Below are 26,124 nucleotides of genomic sequence, written 5' to 3'. Positions count from 1 at the left end.
CAGCAAGGTAATTTTTTATTTCAAATTTGATAAAAATTCTACCACATCACGAATTTCTCGTTTTGAAAGTAAACTGCCCATTGGCGGCATACTCGATGGCATATTTTCTCGTTTGGCAATGCGTGAAACTGGAATCACCAAAGGCTCAGCATCGGAAGTAGTGATTACTAATTCTTCGGCATTTTCTTTGGCGAGTGTTCCTGTTACCTCTTGACCGTCTTTTAGTTTTAACGAAACTGTTCCGTAACCAGGCGAAAGTCTCGCACTTGGCTCAATGAGTGCTTGCAAGATTTGCTCACGGCTCAATGTACCACCGATTTTAGATAAGTTTGGTCCAACCGACGCACCTTCACCACTCATATTGTGGCAACGTACACACTGAGCCGTAGAATTATTATTAAAAATATTGCGTCCGATGTTTCGGTTTCCACCAAAAAGAGATTCCATGTACTCGTCCATCGGCGATGCACCTGGCTTAATGGCCGCAATTTTGGTTTTAAGTGCATCCGAACCCGAAGCCTCAACTGCCTCTTTCAGTTCCAACGAAACATTTGGCGATAATTGTTTTTCTTTCAATTGGTCAATCAAGCCCGATAAAACTTCTTGTGTTTTATCAATCGTTAATTTACCCAAAACCATCAAAATTTGTTGTTGCTCTCTAATGCTTCCTTTCGTAAAAATTGTCTTCACAAGTTCAGGCAAGCTCTCTTTTGTTACATTATTGTTGTTCAATAGACTCAAAGCTACAGTTCGTACGCTTTCATCTTTATCGTCCATTCCTTTCTTGATTGCGGCTTCTAAATCTGAATATTTGAGTTTATTTAAGGCAGGTAAGATAGCCGCTCTTACTTTGGCATTATCAGAGGTATTGTAGATATTAGCCAATTCGTTGTTGTATTCGGTAATATTCAACTCTGCCAATAAACCAGCCATCGTAACGAGCGTTTCGGCATTGGTTTCTTTCAAGAAATTGCCGATAAATGGCTGAATTTTAGTTTTCACCAAAGCTCCATCACGCACCAAAATGCCACGATAGCGACCATCAACTCTATCCAAAACCGATGGATTTCCCCAAGTTCCGAGCGTAGCCAATGCCTCAGCTTTGATATTATCTTTAATATCGGTGCGAGTAGAGAAAGCAATCAATAAATCAAGTTCTTTTGGCGAACCCACACGCAAAGCCGCATTGATGGCACGGCGAAGCAATGGTTCTGATGTAAAACGAGTTTCGGCCAAAGTTGCTGCCAACGCAGGTAAGGCCGCAGGAATTGATAAATCGTCGTTGATTCCACGAGCCGCTTCGGCTACGATGTATTCGTCTTTATCATTTAAGAAAAGAGCGATGTTATCGTTTTTCATTCTGCGTAAAACCAAAACTGCTGCTGTGCGAAGTGCTTTACTTGGGTTATTAGCCAAAGCCACGATTGGCTCAACTTTTCCGATGCGAGAAAGTGCCAAAACTGCCGCATGACGTAAGTAAACGTCTTCGTCATTATTAGCGTCGAGCATCTGAATCAAAGGAGCAACGGCATCTTGGTAAGCAATTCTACCTAAAGCCTCGGCTGCATAAAACTGAATTCTTGGATTTTTACTTTTCAATAAAGGCACTAATTCACTACCTGTGTTTTCGAGTTTTACATCTCCGATGATTTTTGCCGCTTGAGCGATAATTTCCTCATCTTTATCTTTCAATAAGGGCAATAATGGCGAAGCAAAAGTTTTGTTTTGACGAGTCAATTGTCCAACTCCCCAAATGCCATGAATACGAGCAAGCTGACTGTTTGTTTGGGCAATGGCTTTGGTGAATTGAGCAAAGCCTTTTTGTCCACGACTTGCGAGTTCAAACTGTGCTTTTTGACGGACACGCATATCTACATTTGAAAGTTGGTCGTAGAGTGCAGCATCGGTTTGAGCTGTATAATCAAGCTGAATGAGGCGTTTTGTTTCTTTTCTGAGTGCTTCAAGGTCATTTTTTTCTTTCGTTACATCCAATTTCCAAACTCTACCGTAGTTTTTCGTGTCCCAACCATTAATCCAGTCGGCCGCGTATAATGCACCATCTGGACCAAATTTGATACCCGTTGGTAAGATTCCACTTACTACGTCTTTTTCGCCATCAAGCACAAACGATGCACCTTTTGGTTTTAAGCCAAACGACCAAATATGCGAGCGAGTTGGAGTTCCTACAAACTCAACCAAGAAATATTTATTTTTCCAATCAGACCCCAAAGCAGTACCAGGGTTATAAACCATACCAGTCGGGCCATTATGATAATTCATGATTGGCGGAATGATATAAGCCGCTTGCCCATCCCAACGTGGTTTAGATAGTTTTTCATCCATCCAAACATTAAACTTATTGTTTTTGGGATCGGTATATTTTCCGTATTGCCAGTTCGAACGCCAGCCAGCATCTGAGCCTTCTACTACGTGAACCAAACGTTCGCTTTCGCCAGGGTGGTCGCCATCATTATCCGACGAAATCAAGTTTCCGTATTCATCAAAAACAAACTCGTGGGTATTGCGTAAACCAGCTGCAAAAATCTCAAAATCGCTACCATCAGGATTTGAACGAGCAATAATTCCTGAGTTTGGATGCTCAAACTTTTTACCATCAGCAGTTGTAATATTGGCACCAATATCGCCAATATTCCAGTAAATTCGTCCATCTGGGCCTTCGGTCACGCCTGACATTCCATGTCCACTGAAACCGATATGCACACCATAACCATGGCTAATTGATGTTTTCTTATCAAAAATACCATCACCGTTCGTATCTTTCACTCGCCACAAGTCAGGAGCAATGCCGATAAACATTTCTGTGCCACGCACTAAAAGTCCGCCCGCTACATCGGTAACTTCCTCAAAAAAGTCATTCAACACTCGCATTGATTTATCGGCAATTCCGTCGCCGTTTGTGTCTTCCAAACGCCAAACCTCATCTTTTTCAATAGCCAAATCACGCCAATCGTGGCTTCCATCTTCGTTTAAGTCTTTAAGCCATTCATTTTCTTTGCTGCGTTCGGGAGCGAAAGTTTTACGCAAAAATGCACGACGGTCTTCAACAGTTTGGAGTCCGATTGATTCGGTCATCCAGTCACGGTGTCCACGAATATCAAATTCGGAGTTTTTTTGGCGATTCGTACGAATCAGATATACTCTTCCTTGGTCATCAATCGACATTGCAACGGGGTCAGGTGCGAGCGAATCCGATGCCCAGAGGGTCATTTCTATGCCATCAATTACTTTAGCTGATGTTTTCTCACGAATTTCTTTAGCTTTAGAAATTGCCTTAGTAGGGTCTTCGTTGATAACCAAAGGAGTTTCTTTTTTCCCAAATTTAGCACAAGAGACAATCAGAATTGTAGATGCTGAAGCCCAAATAAGTTTGCTTTTTAGGAGTTTTCTTAGAATCATAGTTTTTATCGGTTGGATAGTATTGAGATAAAATTGAACTCTAAAAATAAGCAATTCGCTTCACATTGGCATTCTGTAAATAAATGTTTTTTTAGATATTTTTACATACATGAAGCAAGTTTATAACTAATATATTGAAAAGTAGTAGTAATTTCGAGAAAACAAACGTTTGCACAAATCAAATTAATAAATTAATCAAAAAAAGCCTATTTATTAATTTTTTTTAATTTATAGAAAGATTCAACTTGTTTTTATTAAAAAATATCATTTACTTTAAAGAATCAATTAAATTATTGCCTATAAAGTAAAAAACATTATGGTAATTAATACCATAAGTATTTAAAAATTCATAAATTGCTTGTCAATTTACCAAAACTAAACCTATTATTACCTAAACTATTATGTTAACATCTAAGAACGAAGCTCTTGCAGAAATGGAAGTAGAAGGAAACAGCCGTGAGTCTGTTGTAGATATCAAGAAGAATAAACAGAAGAAAGGCATTTTACATGACCTCTATTTCAACAACAAAAATACTATTGCAGAGCTTTCTAATTCGCTGCACATTAGTATCCCTTCTATCACAGCCTTAGTCGATGAGCTTGTTGAAGAAAAGTGGATTTCAGAAACTGGATTCGCTATCTCAAAGCAAGGACGCCGCCCTGCCATTTATGGCATCAACCCTCATAAAAATTTTGTACTAACACTCGATATCAATACCCATGATACTCGGATTGCGGTACTTAATCTGAAAAATGAAATCGTTTTTTCGCAAGTATTTGATTTACAGCTAAAAAATAACCCTTCATTTCTCGAAACACTTTTTCATTTGGTTGATAAAATCGTAGAGCAAAAAGTATCAAAAGGGAAGGAGATTATTGCTCTTGGCGTTTCGATTCCAGGCTTAGTTAATAAAAAAACAGGTATCAATTATACCTATAAAAGCCTCAATAACGAGAATACTTCACTCGGAAAACTCATCGAAAACCATTTTAATTTACCAACTTTTGTTATTAATGACTCAAAAGCAACTGCTTTTGGTGAATATCACTTTGGTTTGGCAAAAGGTAAATCTCACGTTCTTTCGGTGAATGTTGACTGGGGTATTGGCTTAGGAATTGTACTGAACGGAGAAATTTTTGATGGAGCGTCGGGCTTTGCTGGTGAGTTAGGACACATACAGGTAAATCCAGATGGTGTACTTTGTAGCTGCGGTAAAGTTGGCTGTCTGGACACGATTACATCTGCATCTTCACTGCTAAAAAGCATTAAAGAAGGCCTTAGAAATGGTCATGTTTCAAAACTGGGCGAATATAAAGACTCACTCGAAAATATTAACCTCGAAATGGTAATTGACGCCGCCCAACAAGGCGACGGCTTCGCAATCGACATCATTCATAATATCGGTCTTGAACTCGGAAAAGGACTTTCGATTGCCGTGCATTTATTTAATCCGCAAATCATTATTATTGATGGCGTTTTATCAAAAGCCCAAAAACTCATCGTTAATCCAATCGAACATGCTATTAACAAATACTGTTTGACAGATTTCAAAGAAGATTTAAGCATCGAAATTTCGCAACTCAGCGAAGATGCCAAAATCTTTGGTGTACATGCCTACGTTGTAGAATCTCTTTTAAAAACAGCCTAATTGGTAAATTAGTATACCGAGTTACTTGTGCATTAGTTACTGGTGTAAACTTGCAAAAAAAACTAATACATTGCGAAGCAAATAACCTATTTACCAGTAAATAATAACCAGTTCACTAATAACATAACTAATACCCAAATAACAAATCAACAAACTATGCAATCAAGAAGAAACTTTTTACATTGGTCGGTACTGAGTTTGCCGTTTTTATCTGTTAGTCAAGCATTTGCAAAAAAATTTGTTGCTCCACAAAAGCCAATCGTTGTTTCGACTTGGGATAGTGGCTTGCCCGTAAATGCAGTAGCATGGAAGATTTTACGAGAAAAAAATGGCCGTGCCTTAGATGCCGTTGAAGCAGGAGCAAATTCGATTGAAGATACTATCAACTGCTGCGTAGGCTTAGGTGGAAATCCCGACCGTGATGGAAAAGTAACGCTCGATGCTTGTATCATGGACGAACACGCCAACTGTGGTGCAGTTGCTTATTTACAACGCATCAAACACCCGATTTCGGTTGCTCGTAAGGTAATGGAACTCACGCCACACGTATTTTTGGTGGGTGAGGGAGCACAGCAATTTGCATTAGCCAATGGCTTTAAATTAGAACCCGATAAACTCTCGGCCGATGCTGAAAAAACATACAAAGATTGGCTTAAAAAGTCTGAATATAAGCCAGTTATGAATATAGAGCAACAACAAAGTAAGGGACAAAAGAAAGAAGGACATGGACCTTTTGCTCCAAATAAATTTGAAGATGGCTCTTTCAATCACGATACGATGGGAACGATTGCTTTAGATGCTTCGGGAAATCTTTCGGGAGCTTGTACCACGAGTGGAATGGGCTTCAAAATGAAAGGTCGTTTGGGCGATTCGCCAATCATCGGTGCTGGGCTTTTTGTTGATAATGAAATCGGGGCAGCCGTATCGTCGGGGCAAGGCGAAGAAGTAATACGCATTGCGGGTACACACTTAGTGGTAGAAATGATGCGAATGGGCAAATCGCCCGAAGAAGCATGCAAAGGTGCGATTGAGCGTTTGGTAAAAATCAACCCTGAAAAAGCCAAAAACTTCCAAGTAGGTTTTATTGCCATCAATAAAGCAGGCGAATACGGTGCTTATTCTATCAATCCAGGGTTTAGTTACTCAGTTACGGCCAGCGATGAAGGCGGAAAAGTATTTATGGCTACAAGTCATTATAAATAGTCCGTAGTTTTCAATGGGTAGTTTCCAGCCTAAAAACCTATAACAGAATGAAAAAAACAGTAATTTCTCTATTATTCTTGCTGATAAATTCTTCATTTTTATTTGCCCAAAACAATGAAACTGGCGAACAACATCGAGCTTATTGGAGTAAATTACTGTATAAAATCTCCTACCCTGTTGTGCATAATTTAGCCCAAGAAACTTTGGTTAAAAATATGCCCACCGAAACTGGGCCGAATGCCTACAAAAGAGAATTTCCTGTATCGCACTTAGAGGCCGTTGGACGAACCGTTGCGGGGATTGCACCGTGGTTGGCCCTCGAAGATGATGATACCGAAGAAGGAAAACTCCGCAAAACCTTGCGTGAAGAATTGCTCAAAGGCTTGAAAAATATGGTCAATCCGCAAAGTGCTGATTATCTAAATTTCAGAAAAGATATGCAGCCTTTGGTTGATGCGGCTTTCTTGGCACAGGGATTTCTACGAGCAAAAACTAAACTCTGGGACCCACTCGATGATGTAACAAAAAAGCGTTTTGTAGAAGAATTCAAATCGCTCCGCAATCGTAAGGCGTATTATAGCAATTGGCTATTATTTTCGGCCATGACTGAGGTATTTCTACTAAAAATTGGAGAAGACTACGACCCTGCTCGCATTGATTACGCCCTCAAAAAGATACCTGAATGGTATTTTGGCGACGGCATCTATGGCGATGGGCCGAGTTTTGCGATGGATTATTATAATTCGTTTGTCATTCACCCAATGCTTGTAGAAGTTTTGCAGGTGATGGTCGAAAACCAACTCGCCAAGAAAGAAGAGTATGATTTGGCCATGAAACGCATGATTCGCTACGCCGAACATCAAGAAAGATTCATTTCTCCCGAAGGTACTTATCCACCCATCGGGCGTTCGATAGCCTATCGAGTTGGAGCATTTCATGTGCTTGCTTTGGTGGCTTTAAACAATAATCTATCAAGCTATATTCAACCCGCTCAAGTGCGTTGTGCTTTGACAAAAGTAATGCAAAATCAGTTTGAAGCCGAAGGCACTTTCGATGCCAAAGGTTGGCTACAATTGGGTTTTGCAGGCCACCAAACCGATATTGCTGAGCCTTATATCTCGACTGGTAGTTTGTATCTCTGCACTTTCGGATTTTTACCACTCGGCTTGCCAGCCACTCACCCATTTTGGACTTCTCCTGCTGCTGAATGGACATCAAAAAAAGCATGGAGTGGAAAACCATTTAAAAAAGATGGGCATGTGGATTGATTTTTTTCAAAAATAACTTCACATATTTTTTATCTACGTAAATAGAACGCGTAGTATATATGTTACTTTGCATCAACATCAAACACAAGTAGATATATTCAGAAATTTATATAAGTCTTGACTCATGTAATGAAATTGGTTTTATTAAGTTTTTGTTATAGATTTGAGAAAACGAAATAAGAAAAAATGAGAGCAGCAACTAAAGAAAAACCCTATTTTTTCAAGAAAATCAAAACTTATACGGCGGAAGAAATTTTGGCAGCAGGTGGCACAACTGCATTTGCCAAACAAACTGGCTATAACCCAAAAGAATTGTATCATTTGGAAGGCGAACCACTTCCTGACGAAGATTACAAAAAAGCGATTAAAATGCTCAGAAAATGAACCTTCTATTAGATACAAACATCATTCTTTCAATAGTAAGGGATAAATCAGGACATAAGATTTTGGAATATCTAAATCCTAATGAGGAATCTATTTATATTTCGTTTGTCAATGTTGCGGAGATACACTCAATTGCATTTCAGAATAAGTGGGGTTACAATAAAATACAAATATTAGAGTCTTTTTTCACTAAAGTCAGAGTTATTGACATTAGTGATTTGCTTTTACCTTCATACATTGGCATTGATGCGTACAGCCAGCGTAATCACCCAGATTACGACCAGTACTCATTTAAAACTCCTCGAAATATGGGCAAAAATGATTTATGGATTGCCGCAACAGCCTCAATTTTAAATCTAAAACTCATTACTACTGATGGTGATTTCGACCATTTAGATGGTTCGTTTCTAACTTTGCAAAAGATATTACCTGCTGAAATACAGCATTACCTTAAAGACTAAATATTCAACACTAAAAGGCTTTGATAAACCACTTTTCATGGCAATAGTTTCAAAGCGTCAGAAAAACAACTTCGGTCAAAGTAGCCTTTAAATTATTATGATAACTAAATAGTGTTTTCGTCAAATGCCCATTCAACCCACCGAAATAAAGGAAATTTTCCAACAAATCAAGCACTTACGAGTAGGTGTGATTGGCGATTTTGCCGTTGATTTTTACTACGGAATCAATCAACGAACCCAAGAGTTTTCAGTTGAAACTGGCAAAGAAGTTTTTTGGGGAAACAAGCCCAAAACATCGCTCGGTGCTGCTGGAAATGTAGTGCAAAATTTGGCCGCTTTGGGCGTAGAAAATCTACACGTTTTTGGCTGTGTGGGTGATGATATTTACGGTCGAGAAATGCAACATTTATTTCAAAAACTGAATGTTGATACCGCAAATCTCAAAACAATTCAGAGTGGTTGGGATACTTGTACTTATACGAAACCGATGTCGGTCAATGGTGAAGAAAATCGGTTGGATTTTGGCACTCATAACACTCTTTCGGAAGCCATTTTTGATGAAATTTTGCAAGCAATCGAATCTGCACTACCTACCCTTAATGTACTGATTATCAATCAGCAATTTCCAAACCCATTACTTACACCTCAACGCATTCAGCGATTAAATGATATTTTATCAAAGTTCTCGAATTGCCTTTTTGTAGCCGATTTACGGGCTTTCGGACTTCATATAAAACATAGTATTTTAAAAGTAAATACCGAAGAATTAGCTCGATTAGTAGGCATTTCAACCATCGAAGAAGCTGACGAAATAGCTTGCATTGCACATGCCAAAATACTACTTGAAAAAATAGGTAGCTCACTCGTAATCACTCGTGGCGAACACGGTATTTCATACATCAGTCCAACCGAAACACAAAGCATAAAAGCATTACAACTAAACACCGAACTTGATACCGTTGGTGCGGGCGACACAGTTGTAGCCGCATTTTCGGCCAGCAAAGGAACAGGGGCAAGCATCACACAATCGCTTGAAATTGCTAACTTAGCCGCTGCCGTTACAGTACAGAAATTACAACAGACTGGCACGGCTACTTTGGATGAGATTATAAATTTAATGTGAAATAAAGCCATTGTTTATTTTGCATTATACATTTTATATTATCAATTATACATTAAGTACTATTCAACCTCAATAAAAAACTATTCAACATGAATCCTTCTCATGCCCGAGAGCTGCGAGACGAAATCGTCGCTTACCTCAACAATGGCCTTTTACCTTTCTGGATTTCTCGCACCGTTGACAACGAATACGGTGGTTTTCTAACCCATTTCGATGAATTTGGCAATGATTCGGGCGAAGACGAAAAATCTTTGATTGCTCAATCTCGTTCGGTTTTCACCTATTCTTCGGCACATCGTGCGGGTTATGGTGATGGAAAATTGGCCGAAATGGCTCGCCACGGTGTTGATTTTCTACTCAATAAAATGTGGGACGAAGAACACGGCGGTTTTTACTGGATGATGAACCGCAAAGGCGAAGTAGTTATTGATGAGAAAATCGTTTACGGTCATAGTTTTGCTATTTATAGTCTGAGCGAATACACTCTCGCTACTGGCGACCCTCGTGGCCAAGAATATGCCGAAAAAGTATTCGATTTGCTCCAAAAACACGTAGTCGATACCCATTACGGTGGCTATTGGGAAATGTTCCATCGAAACTGGGATTTGAAAGGTGCTGGCCCAGCAGGTGGCGACCGCAAAACGCTCGATGCTCACATGCACCTGATGGAAGCCTTCACTACACTCTATGAATGCACGGGCAAGCAAGTACACAGACGTAAACTATTAGAATCAATCGAATTGCTGACCAAGAAAATCATGCACCCGCAATACGGCACTGGAATTCCGCAATTTTGGGCTGATTGGACAGTTGCTCCTCAAATTAAATTCGACATCGTTTGGGGTTGGGACAGATTTAGTGAAGACGGACAAAAAGCCGCTGCCGAAGATAACACCAGCTATGGCCACAATGCCGAGTTTGCATGGCTGTTGATGCACGCCCTCGATATTCTGAAATTACCTTATGATACGCATCACGACCAAATACAGAAATCATTTAGCCATTCGGTTGATAATGGCGTTGACTGGGAATTTGGTGGCGTTTATGTAGAAGGTTCGCACGCTGGAGAAGTTTATGACCGAGAAAAAGAGTTTTGGCAACAAGCCGAAATGCTTATCGGAATGTTGGATGCTTACCGATACCTAAAAGACGAAAAATATTGGGATGCTTACGTAAATATTCATCGTTTTGTATTTGATAAAATGATTAATCATAAATTGGGCGAATGGTGGCCGTTAATGACCCGCCAAGGTGAACCAATTTGGCGACACATGAGCCATTCATGGAAAATCAATTATCACGATGTGCGAGCAATGGTGCAATCGGTTGTGAGGTTGAATAAGCTATTGGAAGAATAAGTTTATTTCATGTGTAAGCAACAAATAAATATCACTCAAAAAGCATTTAGAATTGATTGAAGTTAGTACCTTCGGGGCATTCAATCTCACATATTGGTTCTAACTACATTTCTTAGAAAAATTAAAATCAATATGTGATTCTAATAGCTATGAATCTAAAAAGAGTCGTCTTCTTCTTATATTTCATCATTATATCGCTTGATATTTATGGTCAAATAAACAATCATTATTGGGTGGTTTGTATATTTAAAGCTCTCGAAATGCCTTTGCTTGTATATTATTACTATCAATCAAGACTTCCTAAAATAGATATCTTAGACAAGCTCTTACTACTATCGCTTTGTATATCATTCGTAGGTATTTGGGTAAGTTTTTTATTTAATCGCAATGCAATTATCATCAATTTCGTAACAATTATTTATATTATTGAAGGACAAATCAATCTTTTTATTCTTTCAAAATTGAATAGATATTTAGGCACAAATAATGAAAACGATTTATGGAGAATCGGTGTATCACTCGTGCTTGCAATAGGTTTTATCTATGTGCTTTTCCCACGATTTGCCACACTTACTCAAGTTTTAGTATTAATTGTAATGATTCAATTAGCTCTTATGAGTATTTATGGATTATTTAAAAAAGGCATTCATATTAACATTTCATTAAGCATTGTTACTATTATTGTATCAAATATTCTATCTGTAAGTGGCGTTTTTCTAAGACCTATTCCTTACGACTATCTATGGATTATGGGGCTTGTTTATATTTCAAAAATCCTGTTTGTAGAAGGGGTTCTTAAAACGCTGAAATCTATCAACAAGTAATGAAAAATATTCTTGCTCAGTCCATGAAGGTAAAACCAAACTAATTATTTAATTTACCGACTTTAATTGAGAAGGCTTTCGCCTATCGAAAGGCTAATTTATTCAACCAAAAACTCACAAAAAAATGAATTCTAATTCATCTCGCCGATCGGCACTCAAAAATATTATTGGCGGAACAGCCGTGGCATTTTCTCCGATGACATTCAGCGAAGTATTTGCCGCCAACGAAAAAGCACTCGGTGCCGACCTCAACGGCAAAATCAATCACTCGGTTTGTCGTTGGTGTTACTCTAAAGTTGATTTGGAAGACCTTTGCAAAGCAGCCGTTGCGATGGGAATCAAATCAATCGAGCTACAAGGCCCCGAAGAATGGCCAATTTTGAAGAAATACGGTCTGACTTGTGCCATGCCGTGGGGTGCAGGAAAAGGCATTAATGATGGTTTTAATGACCTCAAACTACACGATGAGTTGGTAAAAAGCTACGAAGAAATCTTCCCGAAATTAAAAGAAGCAGGTTTGGATAAAGTTATCTGTTTTTCGGGAAATCGTAGAGGAATGTCAGACGAGCAAGGACTCGAAAACTGTGCAATTGGCTTAAAAAGATTAATGCCTTCGGCCGAAAAATATGGCATTACCGTAACGATGGAATTGCTCAATAGCAAAGTAAACCACAAAGATTATATGTGCGATACTACCAAATGGGGAATTGCCTTATGCGATAAAGTTGGCTCAGATAGATTTAAGTTGCTTTATGATATTTACCACATGCAAATCATGGAAGGCGACGTAATTGCAACGATTAAAAAATCTCACAAATATTTCTCGCACTACCATACTGGCGGTGTACCAGGTCGTGCCGAAATTGATGATACACAAGAGCTAAATTACCCAGCCATCATGCGTGCAATCGTAGAAACTGGCTACAAAGGTTTTGTTGGACAAGAATTCGTACCAAAACGCCCAGATGCCCTCGCATCGCTCAAACAAGGCGTTACGATTTGTGATATCGCTTAATAGTCCACGGTCAATAGTCGATAGACCACAGTTGTTAGTTTGAAATCAATACTGATTACTGTCGTCCATCGACTATCGTCCATTGACTAACTTATATCTTCGTAAACTTAATATTCAGCTTCTTCTCAATTTCCTTAATCATCTTTAGGTCGTCACGAGTTACGAAGGCAATCGAAATACCTCGTTTGCCCGCACGAGCCGTACGGCCGCTTCGGTGCGTATAATATTCCATTTGGTCAGGTAATTGATAATGAGCCACGTAGGCCAATGCTTCAATATCAATTCCACGAGCAGCAATATCAGTCGCTACCAAAATCTGTACTTTTTTGTTTTTGAAAGCCCGCATTACTTTCTCACGGTCACGCTGCTCCAAGTCTCCATGAATGGCTTCCGCCGCAAAATGTTTACCTATCAGTTTTCTCGTAACTACCTCAACATCAGCCTTTGTTCGACAGAAAACAATGCCTCGTGCCGCCCCTTGCGACTGCAAGAATTGCACTAAATAATCAAATTTTTGGTTGAGTTCACAGATAAAAAACTGATGCTCAATCAGCCCGTTGACGACTTCAGTTTTGCTTACTTGAATAGTCTGCGTATCGGGCGACATATACTTCATAATCAACCAACGAAGGTCGTCGGGCAAGGTTGCCGAGAACAACCACGTATTGCTATTTTTATGAACTTTATTCAAGATTTTGTCTAAATCATCCTTGAAACCCATGCTTAGCATTTCGTCGGCTTCGTCTAAAATTACGGTTCGGACGTGGGTTAAATCAACGACTTCTCTGGCCAATAAATCAGTCAAACGCCCTGGAGTTGCAACCAAAATTTGGGTTGGACGTTGAAGATTGCGAATCTGAATATCTATTTTTTCGCCACCATACACCGCTTCCGAGAAAACCTTATCAGTGTATTTGGTCATCTTGAAAATTTGCTTGGCTATTTGCTGACAAAGCTCACGTGTAGGCGACAAAATCAAAGCCTGAATGTGCTTATCGTTGGGTCTGATTCGCTGCAAAAGTGGAATACCAAAGGCAACAGTTTTTCCTGTACCCGTTTGGGCTTGACCGATAAAGTCAGATGTATTTTTAAGCAAAAACGGAATTGCTTTTGCTTGAATTTCGGTAGGTTTCGTGATTTTCATTTCGGCCAAAGCCTTAATCAAATTCTCCGAAACACCGATTTGTTTGAATGTTTCCAAAACTCTTTTGTATTATTTGAGCTACAAAGGTACGGAAAATAAGGCTATGATGGAATTTACATCGAAAATCAATAGTTCAAATTATTTCATTGGCTTTTTTGCAACAAAACCTTAACTTTACCAAACCTTCAACCTTACAAAATCGACAAACTATGAAACACATTTTTTTGCTTTTAATGGGCATCAATTTAAGCTTTGCCCAAATCCTGCAACCTTCACAACTTCCTCTTTATCAAGAAGTTAAACTTACTACTGATTGGTTAATTTCAAAGCAAAATTTTAAGGCTGAAATCTATCAAACGAGTGGCGGAAAAGACATTATTTTATCGAATGGTTTATTGAAACGCCAAATCCGAATTTCGCCCAATGCCGCCACGATAGACTTCAAAAATCTACGTACCAACGAGCAATTCGTCCGCTCAGTTCGCCCCGAAGCCCGCATCACGATTGACGGAAAAACTTATAATATTGGCGGACTTTACGGCCAAAAAGAACACGCTTATTTGCTCACCGAATGGATTGATAAATTAGAAAGCAATTCACAGGATTTTCAGTATAAAACTTTTAAAATCAACCCTTTAACTCCGCACGTAAATTTCAAACCTCGCACGTGGGCGATGAACCAACAAAACCCCAAAGGCAAAGAATTGGAATTAATTTTTGAGTCAAATTTACCAGAATTGAAAGGAGTTTCGGTATCCGTTCACTACGAGATTTTTGATAATATACCAACGATTTGTAAATGGGTAAGTGTTGAAAACAAGGGCGATAAATCGCTGAAAATCAACCAACTGGTTAATGAAATATTGGCAACGCCCGAAGAAGAATCAGCTGTGGTGGGCAGCCCCGAGCAGATGAAAAAACCACAACGGATTTATATCGAAAACAACTACGCTTTCAATAATGCCATGCGTTATGAGCTATCCGACCAAGCGACGCACTGGAAAGTTGATTCGAGTTATACTTCGCAGGTAAACTATAATTTTCAAACTCCTTGTGTGCTGGAGGTTTACCCAAGTTTTGGTATTGGTTTTGAGCTTTTGCCCAATCAAACTTATAAGTCGATTCGGACTTATGAATTGCTGTTGGATAATTATGACCGTGAGCGAAACGGACTCGCCCGCCGCCGAATGTACGCCACGCTTTTTCCGTACACAACTCAAAATCCGATTTTCATGCACCTTGTCAGTACCGACCCAGTGAAAGTAAAAGCCACGATTGACCAATGTGCCGAAACTGGCTACGAAATGGTGATTCTGAGTTTTGGTAGTGGCTTAAACATGGAAGATGCAAGTGTCGAAAACATCAAAAAATTTAAAGAATTAGCCGATTATGCTCATAGTAAAGGTGTATTGTTGGGTGGATACTCACTTTTTAGTAGCCGCAGAATTGATGACGAAAACGATGTGATTGACCCAAAAACAGGCTTGCCCGATAAAGGTGCTTTCTTTGGAAATGCTCCGTGTTTGGCCAGTCAATGGGGAATCAATTACCTGAATAGTCTAAAGAAATTTATCACCGAAACGGGCTTCGATTTACTCGAACACGATGGTCCTTACCCTGGTGATGTTTGTGCTTCGACCAAACACCCTGGCCACAAAGGACTGGAAGATTCGCAGTGGGTGCAGATGGAAATGCAAAAAGGATTTTATCGCTGGCTCAATGAGCGGGGCGTTTACATCAATGCTCCCGATTGGTATTTTCTGGATGGTTCGCACAAAATTGCGTTGGGCTATCGAGAAGTGAATTTTTCGCTTTCTCGTGAGCAACAAAAAATCTTGAATCGACAAAACATCTTTGATGGAACTTGGGAAAAAACGCCTTCGATGGGCTGGGGATTTGTGCCACTCACCAAGTATCAAGGTGGCGGAGCAGAGGCAGTTTTAGAGCCATTGAGCGAGCATTTGAAAGATTATGAACAACTAATGGTGCAATATTACGGTGCGGGTGTACAAGCCTGTTATCGTGGGCCACGCCTCTACGATACCGAAGAAACCAAGCAAACGGTCAAGAAAACGATTGATTGGTATAAAAAATACCGCCCAATTCTAAACTCCGACCTTATTCATCTACGTCGCCCCGATGGCCGAGATTGGGACGGAATTATGCACGTGAATCCAAATCTAAAAGAGAAAGGTTTTGTGATGCTTTACAACCCATTGAAAGCAAGTATTTCTCGAAAAATCAATTTACAGCTTTACAATACTGGGCTTTCAGACAAAGTTTTGGTGCGAGAAAAAGAAGGAAAAAGCAAGGGTTATATACTCAACCGTAGCTATGAAATTGAAGTTGATGTAACGATTCCCGCTGAGGGTTTTACTTGGTTGGTGTTGGAGTGAAAAGATGGTTTAGAAAACAAAATTGTTATATTTGTTAAATCAACATCTTATCAATCAAAACTATGAACAAACTAATTTTAATCGCTTGCTTTTTTGCTCTATTGATGGTCGAAACAAAAGCTCAAAAAATGCGTGGAATCGACAAAAGTCCGATGGATATGGCGTATTATCCTGATAATTTTGCCCATGACCGCAAATTTGCTCCAAAACTCATCGGCGATATGCCCGCCATTGTGCGTGTAACTTACAGCCGACCTGCCAAAAAAGAGCGTGAGGTTTTTGGGACTAAAATTGTGCCGTATGGCGAAGTTTGGCGTTTGGGAGCAAACGAATCGACCGAAATAAAGTTTTATCAAGACGTGACGATTCAAGGTAAAAAAGTAAAAGCTGGAACTTACTCGCTTTTTGCGATTCCGACGGCTACCGAATGGACAATTATTCTGAACAAAGACCTTGATTTTTGGGGAGCATATAGCTACAACAAAGACAACGATGTGCTGCGTGTGAGCGTACCCACCAAGAAAACCGACGAGGTTATAGAAAACTTCTCAATTCAGTGCGTCAAAGGCAGCAACGATAAAGAAACTATTATGAAAATGGCATGGGACACAACTATGGTTGAAGTACCAATTTCTTTCTAATCTGACAAAAATATGAATATTTCACGCAAAAATGCTCTAAAATCAATCGCTGGGGCATTGATAACGCTACCAGTTTTTGGTAAAAAACAAGCAGAAAAAGACTTTTTGGAATTTAAAAAAGAATTTTCGGAAGCTTGGAAAAGTTCGCTCGATTATACGCTCAAGTTATATAATCAGATGCCCGAAGATAAATTCGACTTTAGATATACGCCTGAATCGTTTTCATTTCGTACGCAATTTGTGCATTGTATTACTTTCAATACAGCTCAGATTTGTGGCCGATTAAACATCCCCAATCCACACGATGCCAAGGAAAAGAAAGCTGGTTTTTGGAAGACTCTGACCAAAGCCGAACTCGAAACCGAAATCAAAGATTTTTATGCTTGGGTAGAAAAAACTTTGTTTGAAACAAAGCCCGAAAAACTCCTACAACTCGAAAGCTTTGCAGGTGGAAAAATTCCAATTTGGCGAATATTCTATGCCCTCGAAAATCACATTATTCATCATCGTGGACAAGTTGTTTGTTATCTACGCCTAAATGGTATAACTCCGATTGGGTATATTGGTTGGTGATATTTTTAGAGAATAAATCAGCTAATCGTCTCTTAAAACTAAATGATTAATTTTACGGTTTATAAATAAAGATTACTGGCAAAAGCCGAGATTCTCAACGATGAAACTCGGCTTTTTACTTAAACCGACGTATGGAAAAGTATCTAAAAATCATTCAAGGAGCCTATTCTGGCTATTTCAATTATTTTATCAACGAAATTCTCAATCCGAGTTGGCACAACTATTTTTATTGGTTGGTGGGAGCTTCGTTGGCTATTTGGGTACTCGAAATCATGTTTCCGTGGCGAAAAAACCAGCCTTTGATTCGTGAACATTTTTGGTTGGATGCTTTCTATTTATTGTGGAATTATTTTCTTTTTTCGCTCATTGCCTACAATGCACTTTCGATGGTGGGCGTGCAAGCATTCAAAGATTTTCTCGGGCTTTTTGGCATTACTAATATTGTAGCAATCAATATCGAACAACTACCCTTTTGGTCAAAGATTCTTATTATTTTCGTCTTACGAGACTTCATGCAATGGGCTATTCATCGCTTATTGCATACCGTTGGCTGGATGTGGGAATTCCATAAAGTACACCACAGCACCGAACACATGGGTTTTGCGGCCCTCCTACGCTACCACTGGATGGAGAACGTGATTTATCGCAGCCTCGAATACATTCCGCTGGCAATGGTTGGCGTTGGATTAACCGATTTTTTTATTGTGCATATCTTCACGCTCGTCACAGGTCAGCTCGGTCATGCCAATCTCAAAATCAATCTTGGCCCGCTCAAATACCTACTCAATGGCCCACAAATGCACCTTTGGCACCACGCCAAATATATGCCTGCCAGCCACCCAAATGGTTTCAATTATGGCATAACATTAAGTATTTGGGACTATATTTTTGGAACAAATTATTGGCCTTCTGATGACGAAAACTTGCCCGTTGGCTTACCCGAAGAAGAGAATTTTCCGCATGATTTTGTGGGGCAGAATGTTAGACCTTTTCAACGGATTTTCGGCAAAAAATAAACAATTCTATGGTATTAAATTTTACTATCGTTGATGTTTTTGCCGAAGAAAAATATCAAGGAAATCAATTAGCAGTTTTTGAAAATGCCGATGGCTTGAGCGATGAAATGATGCTCAAAATTGCTCGTGAAATTAATTTTCAAGAAACTACTTTTATCATTGCTGAAGAGGAAAAAAACGGTGGATTTGATGTAAGGATTTTTACGCCCGAATACGAAGTTCCGTTTGCAGGCCACCCAACTTTGGGAACAGCTTTTGTTTTATTAAATTCGCCACAAAATACTGATAAACAAAATATTACCCTAAATTTAAAAATCGGACAAGTACCTGTAACCAAAGAAAATGAAACGCTTTGGCTGGAGGTAAAAAATCCTGTTTTTGGTAATAATTTTACTTCAGAAATAGCTAATTTATTTGGTTTAAAACCAGAAGATATTGACAAAACGTCTCCTATTGAAGTTGTTTCAACTGGACTTCCATATCTTATACTTCCTCTTAAAAACCTTGATGCAATTCAACGCATCAGATTCAACGATGAGCAAGTAAAAAACTGGTTGCTTGAAAATCATCTATATAAAACCAATGCCCCCGATGAACTAACAACGGCTTTTTTTGCTTTCACTCGTGCAACCAAAAAGGCTGAGAACCAGCTTCATGCAAGAATGTTTTGCTACGAAAACGGAAAGATTATTGAAGATGCCGCCACAGGCAGTGCCAACTCATGTCTGCTTGCCTATTTGCTCAAATACCAAGCAAACAAAATCAGTTACCGAGTAGAGCAAGGCTACGAAATAGGGCGTCCATCGCTTATCCAAATCAAGGGTGAATTAAACGAAAAACAAGATTTCAGTTTGAAAGTTGGTGGAAAAACAAAGTTGGTTGCACAAGGCAAATGGTTTGTTTGAAAGAAAATTCTTTCCGACTTTTGCAGTAAATTACTAACCAAAGCTATGGCAAACGACTCACGAGGAGGAAAAAATACATTTCGCACTAAAAATACAAAAGCACCAGAATCAGCACCCAAAAAGCAAACCAGCAATTGGAAAAGCAAGCTAAAATATTGGGCTATAAAAATAACGCTCTACTTTTTTGCCATTTCGATTGGCTTAGTAGTGTTGTATAAATTTGTGCCAGTACCCATTACCTCAACCATGATTGCCCGAAAAATGGAGGCTATTGCCGATGGCCGAGACAGCGAAATTTACTACGATTGGGTATCCTACGCCAATATGTCGAAAGAAGCACCTTTGGCCGTGGTAGCTGCCGAAGACCAACTTTTCCCCGACCACAACGGTTTCGATTTTGAAGCTATGAGCAATGCTTTTAGCAAAAACCTCAAAGGTAAAAAATTGCGTGGTGCAAGTACGCTCTCACAGCAAGTCGCCAAAAACGTATTCCTTTGGCAGTCAAGAAGTTATATCCGAAAAATATTTGAAGTTTACTTCACAGTTTTGATAGAATTGATTTGGGGAAAAGAACGAATCTTGGAAGTTTACCTCAATGTAGCCGAAATGGGAAGCATGACTTTTGGCGTTGAAGAAGCCTCGAAAAGATATTTTAATACAAATGCCAAGAATCTAACCCGTCAGCAAGCTGCTCGAATTGCGGCCGTTTTGCCGAGTCCAATCAAATGGTCAGCGGCAAAACCTGGACCTTATGTCAACCGACGTACGGCCGCTATTGCTCGTCAAATGCGTGCATTGGGTGGCGTGGCTTATATCAATGATTTGAGAAGTTTTTAAATTCTTCAAAACCTATAAGTCCGTCTTTTCAAACCTTATAGGTTTAATTAGTTTCACCCCCACTCCATTCTCGGCAAAGGACTAACCTCTTGGCTCGAAAAATCACCTTTTAGATATTTGAAATGTGCCGCCATTGCAATCATGCCTGCATTATCGGTACAATATTGAAAATCGGGGATATACACATTCCAACCTTCCTTCTCGCCCATTTCGTGTAAAGTTTTTCTTAGTCCCGAATTGGCCGAAACTCCACCCGCAATTGCCACCTCTTTAATGTTCAGTTCACGTGCCGCACGGCGTAGTTTTTGTAGCACCATTCGCACCAACGTATGCTGCACACTGGCACAAATATCATTCAAATTTTCGGCTACAAAGTTTGGGTTCTCGGCAACTTTCTTCTTCAAAAAGTACAAAATCGAAGTTTTTATCCCACTAAACGAAAAGTTATACTGTGGCATTTCAGACAAAGGAAATTCATACGCCAACGGGTTTCCCAGCTTAGCGTGTTTATCTACCAGCGGGCCACCAGGGTAAGGAAGACCGAGCAATTTAGCGGTTTTATCGAAGGCTTCACCAACGGCATCGTCCTGTGTTTCGCCCAAAACCTCCATTGTAGCATGGTCTTTGATAAGTACAATCTGGGTGTGTCCACCACTGACTGTCAAACACAAAAATGGAAAGGCTGGACGAGGCTCATCAATGAAGTGAGCCAGCACGTGAGCTTGCATGTGATTGACCTCAATCAAGGGAATTTCGAGAGCTAAAGCCATTGCTTTTGCAAAGGATGTTCCGACCAACAAAGAGCCTAAAAGACCCGGTCCACGAGTAAAAGCTATGGCATTTAGGTCTTTTTTTGTTATATTCGCAGCTTGTATGGCCTTGTCAACCACTCTAACGATGTGTTGTTGGTGAGCTCGGGAGGCAAGCTCAGGTACAACGCCTCCATAAAGTTCATGAATTAGCTGTCCAGCTACAATGTTGGAGCAGATTTTACCGTTAGAAATAACAGCGGCCGACGTATCGTCGCACGAAGATTCGATAGCTAAAATATTCATAGTCCACGGTCAACAGACAACAGTCCACAGACCTAATTTTTTGAAATAAAACACAAAATTAGCACTATTTGTAACACAATTCTCCGAATTGTGCTTAAATAAATTGAAACGAAGCAAGTTAGAAACTTGCTCTACCAAATGGGTAAAGTTATAAAAATAATCACTCTCACGCTTATTTCTCTTATCGTTGTTGCGATGATGAGTGGCTTGTTAGTGTTTACGCCCGTACCCAAAACTTTACTTATTCTGATTGCTCTTTTATTGGGTAGCATGGTTTGGGGTTATTACTCAAAACGAGCCATTACAACGATTCTGCTGCAATTATTATTGGGTTTTGGACTGGTATTTTACGCCATGCAATTGCCCCAATTTCAGACCACTACTTTACAAAAAGCCACTGAGTTATTATCTAAAAAATTAGGTTCAAAAGTAACCATCGAAAAAGCCAGAATGACTTGGTTTGATGAAATTACGCTCGAAAATATCACGATTTATGACCACAAAAACCGTGAAATGATTTTCGTGAAAGAGCTTTATGTCAACTGCAAAACAAATTTTGATTTCAGTTGGGAAAAGATTCTGACCTTCGATAATAACCTCGATTACGTGATGATTCGTAATCCGAGAGTAAAACTTATTTACGAACCCGACGGCGATTTGAATATTGACAAATGGCTTGCCCGAATCGAAGAATTAACCGCTCCGAGCGATACCACTCACCGATTAAAAGGAGAACACAATACGCCATTTACTATTGATGAAGCCTATATTCAAGATGGTACTTTCACTCTGGCCGACCCCGAAGAAGCACGTTTCCCAAAAGAAGAATTTGACTATAATAACTTCACGGTCAACAACTTACAGGGAAACATCAAAAACTTCTTCATCATGGGCGATACGATTACGTTTGGCCTAAAAAATATGCAAGGAGTAGAACGCCGTAGCGACCTCATAATCAAGCAGTTAAACACCAATTTCTTCTATTCTCGTAAATCAATGCGGTTGAATGATTTATATGCAAAAATCAATAATTCGACCCTCCGAAATTCGGTTGTATTCAATTATGACAGTCCACGAGACTTTGGTGATTTCAACGAAAAAGTAGTAATGATTGGCAATTTGAAAGATTGCGAAATTGATGCACAAGACCTCGGCCGATTTGCAACCGATATGTACGCTTATCGAGAAAATTACCTACTCAATGGCGATTTCAAAGGAACGGTTCATGATTTTAAAGTAAAAGGTTTTAATCTAAAATTTGGTAAAAATAGCTTTCTTGATGGCGATATTGCCTTCAAGCATTTACCCGATTTATACAAAGCCGATATGGATTTGAATTGGCGAATGAGCCAAATAGATGCTATTGATGCTCGCCAATACGTGGGCGATTCACTTTACAATTCGCAAGTAAATAAATTTGGAATCGTCAATTTTGCGGGAACTTTCAAAGGTGTTTATAACGATTTTGCAACCGATGCGACATTCAAATCAGCCATGGGAAATGTGGCAGGAAATATCAAAATGAAACTTCCTGATAATGGGGCTTTACCAACGTATGATGGTTCATTGACGGTTGAAAATTTTGAATTAGGCAAATTGGTCGAAGAATCTGATTTTCTGCAAAAACTCTCGTTTGCTGGAAAAATCAAAGGAAAAGGGTTTACTATAAAAGATGCGGCGTTGGATTTCGATGGAAAAGTTGACCGAATTTGGTTTAATGGCTACGACTTTAAAAATATCTACGTCGATGGCAAAATGAGCCAGTCGCTTTTTGATGGAAAAGTAAGCGTAAAAGACACAAACTTGGCCTTCAATGTAAGCGGAAAAGTAGATTTTGCGAAAGCTTTGAATAAATTTGATATTCACGGAATTGTGCAAAATGCGAATCTGCGACCGCTCGGGTATTCAAAAAATGACGTAAAGCTTCGCTCCGAAATTAACCTCAATTTTCAAGGAAACGAATTGGATAATTGGCTCGGCGAAGCAAAATTATTGAATACAGTTTTGCAGTATGACAAACGCCAACTGGGTATCGACTCGCTTTTTGTTACTTCCGAGTTATCAGATAATTCTCGAAAAATAAGTTTGCTATCTGAGTTTTTCAATGTTGATATTTCAGGAAAATTTACACCGAGCAAAGTCATTGCGGATGTCACTCGTTTATCGAAAGAATATACTCAATATTTCTACGACAAAGAGCAAACTCGCCTTGATTATTATGCCCAGTTGCCTTATGCCGATGTGGCGAATAAATACGAGTTAGATTATAAAGTAACTTTCAAGAAATCCGAACCATTTTTTGCTTATTTCTACCCCGATATTTATGTTTCGCATGGCACAGAATTAAGCGGAAATCTGAATATTAGAAATACGGCTGAGTTATCTTTAGCAGGAAAAATCGACACGCTTCGCTACGGAACTTTGGCTTTTTATGGCAACGACCTTGATTTTAATACTTCCAAAGAAGCCACTTCTCCAAAGATTTTGACCTCTTTGATTTTCAATTCGGCAACTCAAAAGTTGGGAGATATGACCCCGACCGAAAAAATTGAAGTTGCTGGAATGTGGGGACAAGGAAATGTGATTGAATTTGATGGACGAATCAGACAACAAAATAGTACAAACAAAGCTCAGATTTTTGGAAAATTGGCGTTTTTATCAGAAGGGTTCGATATTACTTTCAACCCCAAAAACACCAAACTCGACCTTCTGGGTAGCCAATGGATGTTGGGTAAAAATAACTTAATTAACATCCAAAACGATGATATTTGCTTCCAAGATTTAGCATTATCGAACCAAAATCAAAGTATTTCGTTGAATGGTTCGTTTTCACCCGATTCTACGGTCGAATCGTTTATTGATATTCGTGATTTTGACTTACAAACCCTCAAACCCCTTTCTGACCTTGATCTCAAAGGAATCGTAAATGGCAAACTTACAATGCGAGATATTTACGATGATGCTATTGTGACAAGTAGTTTTGGTATTGATGAGCTGATTTACAAGAACATTTTGATTGGTACAATTGCAAGCGAAGCCCTTTGGGATAACCTGAAACAACGCCTCAATATTAACGGAAATATTATCAGAATTAATAACGAAATCTTTAGAGTTTCGGGAACTTACGACCCGAAAGACGACCGCAACCCACTCAATCTAAAAGCGACTTTGAAGAAAACCAATTTGGAGATTTTTGAATCGTTTGTCGATGATATTTTCTCGAATATTGGTGGTTATGCGAGCGGTACACTTACCGTAAGAGGAACAGCAAATGACCCAATCATCAGAGGTGGAGTGGATTTCGAGAAAGGGGTTTTACGCATCAATGCCCTAAACTCTTATTTGTATTTCGACGACCAACTGAATTTCAACGAAGAAGGTTTTGTAGCCGCAAAAGGCTTTAAGGTGAGAGATGCTGCTCAAAATGGCAATATTGCGGAGTTAGAAGGTGGTATTTTTAATGGAGGTGGTGGCAATTTCATGTTGGGAATTCATGCTTACATGAAAGACCGTGATGGTTTTAAAATTATGAATACGAGCATCCGAGACAACGAAGATTTCTACGGAACGGGTATCACAACTGGTGATTTGCACATCACGGGTGATTTGAATAATGTGAATATTTCGGCTAACCTGACGAGCAAAAAAGGCACAAAAATCACAATTCCGCTTGATGGCGAAACAACCGTAAATACCGAAGAACAAGGCATTACTTTTGTGAGTAAAAACACGCAGAAAAATTCGGATAAAGTTGTAAAGAAAGATACGGTTATAAGAACCGAAGGCGGACTAAAAATGGCTTTCAATTTCACAATAACGCCCGATGCCGAATGTATCGTAATCTTTGACCGCACCAATCAAGACCAACTCAATGCCATTGGAAATGGCAATATTAGCATCGAATATGATACTCGTGGCGGTTTCACGATGTCGGGGCCATATACAATTAAGAGCGGTAAATATGATTTTAGTTTACAGAATATCTCAAAACTAAGAAAATTTGATATTTCGGAAGGTAGCAGAATTTTGTGGTCAGGCGACCCTTACGATGCCGATATAAATATAGGAGCGAGTTATACGGCCAATGTTTCATTAAATGGTATCGCCACCAGCACAGCGGCTAATTCTTCTGAATTAAATACACTTTATCCAGTTGTGGCTTCGATTATGCTTACCGATAAGCTGATGAAACCAACGACTAAATTTGACATTAAGTTTAATCAACGTCGAATCCCGCTTAACCTGCAACCGCAAGTAATTGCTTTTGAACAACGCTTGCATGACGATGAACAACTAATGAATAATAACTTCGTGGGTATTACAGCTCTAAACCGACTTTTCAACGACAATAGCTTTAGAGATGCCCTCGATTCGCAACTTTTATTAGATAATGTTAGTGGAATTTTGACAAATCAACTCGGAAATATTGCTTCAAAAATTGACCCTAATTTAGAAGTTGCGGTGCAGTTTGGCAGAGGAAACTTGAATAATCTTCGCCAAAGTTTGATTAATAATACCCAACTTAATTTCTCGTATAAATTCGGAAATAATATCAAAGTAAGTCTCAATAATACCATTCTCCAAAATGAAGGTCAGACTACCAACAACTATTTTTATGGCGGCGAAGTAGAGTGGCTGTTGAGCCAAGATGGTTCGTGGAGATTGAAGGCTTATAGCCGAAGTGTACCGAATTACTACTACAATTTCAATAGCAACGTTTCGGTCAATGGCGTGAGTTTACAGCATACTCGCAGTTTTAATACTATCTTCAAAAAGAAAGAAATCAAAGATTTACCGATGGGTATTTCGAGCAAAAAAACAGAAAGTAAACTCGTCAGTCAAAGTAAGCCTTAAC

The 26,124-nt window shown here is 39.3% G+C and carries 19 protein-coding genes; 16 read left to right on the top strand and 3 right to left on the bottom strand.

What is annotated here, in order from left to right:
- Positions 1 to 15: 15 nt before the first annotated feature.
- A complete protein-coding gene (locus ABR854_RS06415; RefSeq protein ID WP_350264552.1) occupies positions 16 to 3,417 on the bottom strand; it encodes a DUF7133 domain-containing protein in 3,402 nt (1,133 codons plus the stop codon).
- 401 nt (positions 3,418 to 3,818) lie between these two features.
- On the opposite strand from ABR854_RS06415, the gene ABR854_RS06410 reads away from it, so the two are divergent.
- The 9 genes from ABR854_RS06410 to ABR854_RS06370 all read left to right on the top strand — a co-directional run bounded on the left by ABR854_RS06410 (position 3,819) and on the right by ABR854_RS06370 (position 12,702).
- Positions 3,819 to 5,066, top strand: a complete 1,248-nt coding sequence (locus ABR854_RS06410) for an ROK family transcriptional regulator (RefSeq protein WP_350264551.1) — start codon at positions 3,819 to 3,821, stop codon at positions 5,064 to 5,066.
- A gap of 156 nt (positions 5,067 to 5,222) precedes the next feature.
- Complete coding sequence (locus tag ABR854_RS06405) at positions 5,223 to 6,269, top strand: isoaspartyl peptidase/L-asparaginase family protein (RefSeq protein ID WP_350264550.1); 1,047 nt, start codon at positions 5,223 to 5,225, stop codon at positions 6,267 to 6,269.
- 47 nt (positions 6,270 to 6,316) lie between these two features.
- Positions 6,317 to 7,537, top strand: a complete 1,221-nt coding sequence (locus tag ABR854_RS06400; RefSeq protein ID WP_350264548.1) for a DUF2264 domain-containing protein — start codon at positions 6,317 to 6,319, stop codon at positions 7,535 to 7,537.
- Between the two features lie 186 nt (positions 7,538 to 7,723).
- A complete protein-coding gene (locus ABR854_RS06395) occupies positions 7,724 to 7,921 on the top strand; it encodes a hypothetical protein (protein WP_350264547.1) in 198 nt (65 codons plus the stop codon).
- Entirely contained in the window at positions 7,918 to 8,382 is a 465-nt protein-coding gene (locus ABR854_RS06390; protein WP_350264546.1) for a type II toxin-antitoxin system VapC family toxin, read from the top strand. The genes ABR854_RS06395 and ABR854_RS06390 overlap by 4 nt, the downstream gene beginning before the upstream one ends.
- Positions 8,383 to 8,506: 124 nt before the next feature.
- Positions 8,507 to 9,505, top strand: a complete 999-nt coding sequence (locus ABR854_RS06385; protein WP_350264545.1) for a bifunctional heptose 7-phosphate kinase/heptose 1-phosphate adenyltransferase — start codon at positions 8,507 to 8,509, stop codon at positions 9,503 to 9,505.
- 89 nt (positions 9,506 to 9,594) lie between these two features.
- Positions 9,595 to 10,863: an AGE family epimerase/isomerase gene (locus ABR854_RS06380; protein ID WP_350264544.1), complete on the top strand. Its 1,269-nt coding sequence runs from the start codon at positions 9,595 to 9,597 to the stop codon at positions 10,861 to 10,863.
- A gap of 260 nt (positions 10,864 to 11,123) precedes the next feature.
- Positions 11,124 to 11,687, top strand: a complete 564-nt coding sequence (locus ABR854_RS06375; protein ID WP_502881182.1) for a hypothetical protein — start codon at positions 11,124 to 11,126, stop codon at positions 11,685 to 11,687.
- A gap of 124 nt (positions 11,688 to 11,811) precedes the next feature.
- The gene (locus ABR854_RS06370) at positions 11,812 to 12,702 is read left to right on the top strand and encodes a hydroxypyruvate isomerase family protein (protein ID WP_350264542.1); all 891 of its coding nucleotides are present in this window, start codon (positions 11,812 to 11,814) and stop codon (positions 12,700 to 12,702) included.
- A gap of 91 nt (positions 12,703 to 12,793) precedes the next feature.
- Here ABR854_RS06370 and ABR854_RS06365 read toward each other — a convergent pair whose 3' ends face one another.
- Positions 12,794 to 13,903, bottom strand: a complete 1,110-nt coding sequence (locus ABR854_RS06365; protein WP_350264541.1) for a DEAD/DEAH box helicase — start codon at positions 13,901 to 13,903, stop codon at positions 12,794 to 12,796.
- A gap of 152 nt (positions 13,904 to 14,055) precedes the next feature.
- On the opposite strand from ABR854_RS06365, the gene ABR854_RS06360 reads away from it, so the two are divergent.
- The 6 genes from ABR854_RS06360 to mtgA all read left to right on the top strand — a co-directional run bounded on the left by ABR854_RS06360 (position 14,056) and on the right by mtgA (position 20,214).
- A complete protein-coding gene (locus ABR854_RS06360) occupies positions 14,056 to 16,242 on the top strand; it encodes an alpha-galactosidase (protein ID WP_350264540.1) in 2,187 nt (728 codons plus the stop codon).
- Positions 16,243 to 16,304: 62 nt separating this feature from the next.
- Positions 16,305 to 16,883, top strand: a complete 579-nt coding sequence (locus ABR854_RS06355) for a DUF2911 domain-containing protein (RefSeq protein WP_350264539.1) — start codon at positions 16,305 to 16,307, stop codon at positions 16,881 to 16,883.
- 12 nt (positions 16,884 to 16,895) lie between these two features.
- Positions 16,896 to 17,456, top strand: coding sequence for a DinB family protein (locus ABR854_RS06350; RefSeq protein ID WP_350264538.1), 561 nt, complete (start codon positions 16,896 to 16,898; stop codon positions 17,454 to 17,456).
- A gap of 131 nt (positions 17,457 to 17,587) precedes the next feature.
- Entirely contained in the window at positions 17,588 to 18,472 is an 885-nt protein-coding gene (locus ABR854_RS06345; RefSeq protein ID WP_350264537.1) for a sterol desaturase family protein, read from the top strand.
- A gap of 8 nt (positions 18,473 to 18,480) precedes the next feature.
- Positions 18,481 to 19,377: a PhzF family phenazine biosynthesis protein gene (locus tag ABR854_RS06340; RefSeq protein ID WP_350264536.1), complete on the top strand. Its 897-nt coding sequence runs from the start codon at positions 18,481 to 18,483 to the stop codon at positions 19,375 to 19,377.
- Positions 19,378 to 19,422: 45 nt separating this feature from the next.
- The gene (mtgA, locus tag ABR854_RS06335) at positions 19,423 to 20,214 is read left to right on the top strand and encodes a monofunctional biosynthetic peptidoglycan transglycosylase (protein WP_350264535.1); all 792 of its coding nucleotides are present in this window, start codon (positions 19,423 to 19,425) and stop codon (positions 20,212 to 20,214) included.
- 53 nt (positions 20,215 to 20,267) lie between these two features.
- Here the strand turns inward: mtgA and tsaD are convergent, their stop codons facing one another.
- The gene (gene tsaD / locus ABR854_RS06330) at positions 20,268 to 21,269 is read right to left on the bottom strand and encodes a tRNA (adenosine(37)-N6)-threonylcarbamoyltransferase complex transferase subunit TsaD (RefSeq protein WP_350264534.1); all 1,002 of its coding nucleotides are present in this window, start codon (positions 21,267 to 21,269) and stop codon (positions 20,268 to 20,270) included.
- A gap of 138 nt (positions 21,270 to 21,407) precedes the next feature.
- Between tsaD and ABR854_RS06325 the strand changes: the two genes are divergently transcribed.
- A complete protein-coding gene (locus ABR854_RS06325) occupies positions 21,408 to 26,123 on the top strand; it encodes a translocation/assembly module TamB domain-containing protein (RefSeq protein ID WP_350264533.1) in 4,716 nt (1,571 codons plus the stop codon).
- Position 26,124: the final 1 nt, after the last annotated feature.

This window comes from Emticicia sp. W12TSBA100-4, assembly GCF_040253585.1.
In the GTDB taxonomy this organism is placed as follows: domain Bacteria; phylum Bacteroidota; class Bacteroidia; order Cytophagales; family Spirosomataceae; genus Emticicia.
This window is presented reverse-complemented; position numbering and strand designations above follow the sequence as displayed.

Bases quoted from the DNA above. Each gene is read 5' to 3' on its own strand.
- ABR854_RS06415 (WP_350264552.1), bottom strand. From the start codon at position 3,417: ATGATTCTAAGAAAACTCCTAAAAAGCAAACTTATTTGGGCTTCAGCA.
- tsaD (WP_350264534.1), bottom strand. From the start codon at position 21,269: ATGAATATTTTAGCTATCGAATCTTCGTGCGACGATACGTCGGCCGCT.
- ABR854_RS06345 (WP_350264537.1), top strand. From the start codon at position 17,588: ATGGAAAAGTATCTAAAAATCATTCAAGGAGCCTATTCTGGCTATTTC.
- ABR854_RS06390 (WP_350264546.1), top strand. From the start codon at position 7,918: ATGAACCTTCTATTAGATACAAACATCATTCTTTCAATAGTAAGGGAT.
- ABR854_RS06395 (WP_350264547.1), top strand. From the start codon at position 7,724: ATGAGAGCAGCAACTAAAGAAAAACCCTATTTTTTCAAGAAAATCAAA.
- ABR854_RS06370 (WP_350264542.1), top strand. From the start codon at position 11,812: ATGAATTCTAATTCATCTCGCCGATCGGCACTCAAAAATATTATTGGC.
- ABR854_RS06360 (WP_350264540.1), top strand. From the start codon at position 14,056: ATGAAACACATTTTTTTGCTTTTAATGGGCATCAATTTAAGCTTTGCC.
- ABR854_RS06380 (WP_350264544.1), top strand. From the start codon at position 9,595: ATGAATCCTTCTCATGCCCGAGAGCTGCGAGACGAAATCGTCGCTTAC.
- ABR854_RS06325 (WP_350264533.1), top strand. From the start codon at position 21,408: ATGGGTAAAGTTATAAAAATAATCACTCTCACGCTTATTTCTCTTATC.
- mtgA (WP_350264535.1), top strand. From the start codon at position 19,423: ATGGCAAACGACTCACGAGGAGGAAAAAATACATTTCGCACTAAAAAT.
- ABR854_RS06375 (WP_502881182.1), top strand. From the start codon at position 11,124: ATGCCTTTGCTTGTATATTATTACTATCAATCAAGACTTCCTAAAATA.
- ABR854_RS06355 (WP_350264539.1), top strand. From the start codon at position 16,305: ATGAACAAACTAATTTTAATCGCTTGCTTTTTTGCTCTATTGATGGTC.
- ABR854_RS06385 (WP_350264545.1), top strand. From the start codon at position 8,507: ATGCCCATTCAACCCACCGAAATAAAGGAAATTTTCCAACAAATCAAG.
- ABR854_RS06350 (WP_350264538.1), top strand. From the start codon at position 16,896: ATGAATATTTCACGCAAAAATGCTCTAAAATCAATCGCTGGGGCATTG.
- ABR854_RS06400 (WP_350264548.1), top strand. From the start codon at position 6,317: ATGAAAAAAACAGTAATTTCTCTATTATTCTTGCTGATAAATTCTTCA.
- ABR854_RS06410 (WP_350264551.1), top strand. From the start codon at position 3,819: ATGTTAACATCTAAGAACGAAGCTCTTGCAGAAATGGAAGTAGAAGGA.
- ABR854_RS06340 (WP_350264536.1), top strand. From the start codon at position 18,481: ATGGTATTAAATTTTACTATCGTTGATGTTTTTGCCGAAGAAAAATAT.
- ABR854_RS06405 (WP_350264550.1), top strand. From the start codon at position 5,223: ATGCAATCAAGAAGAAACTTTTTACATTGGTCGGTACTGAGTTTGCCG.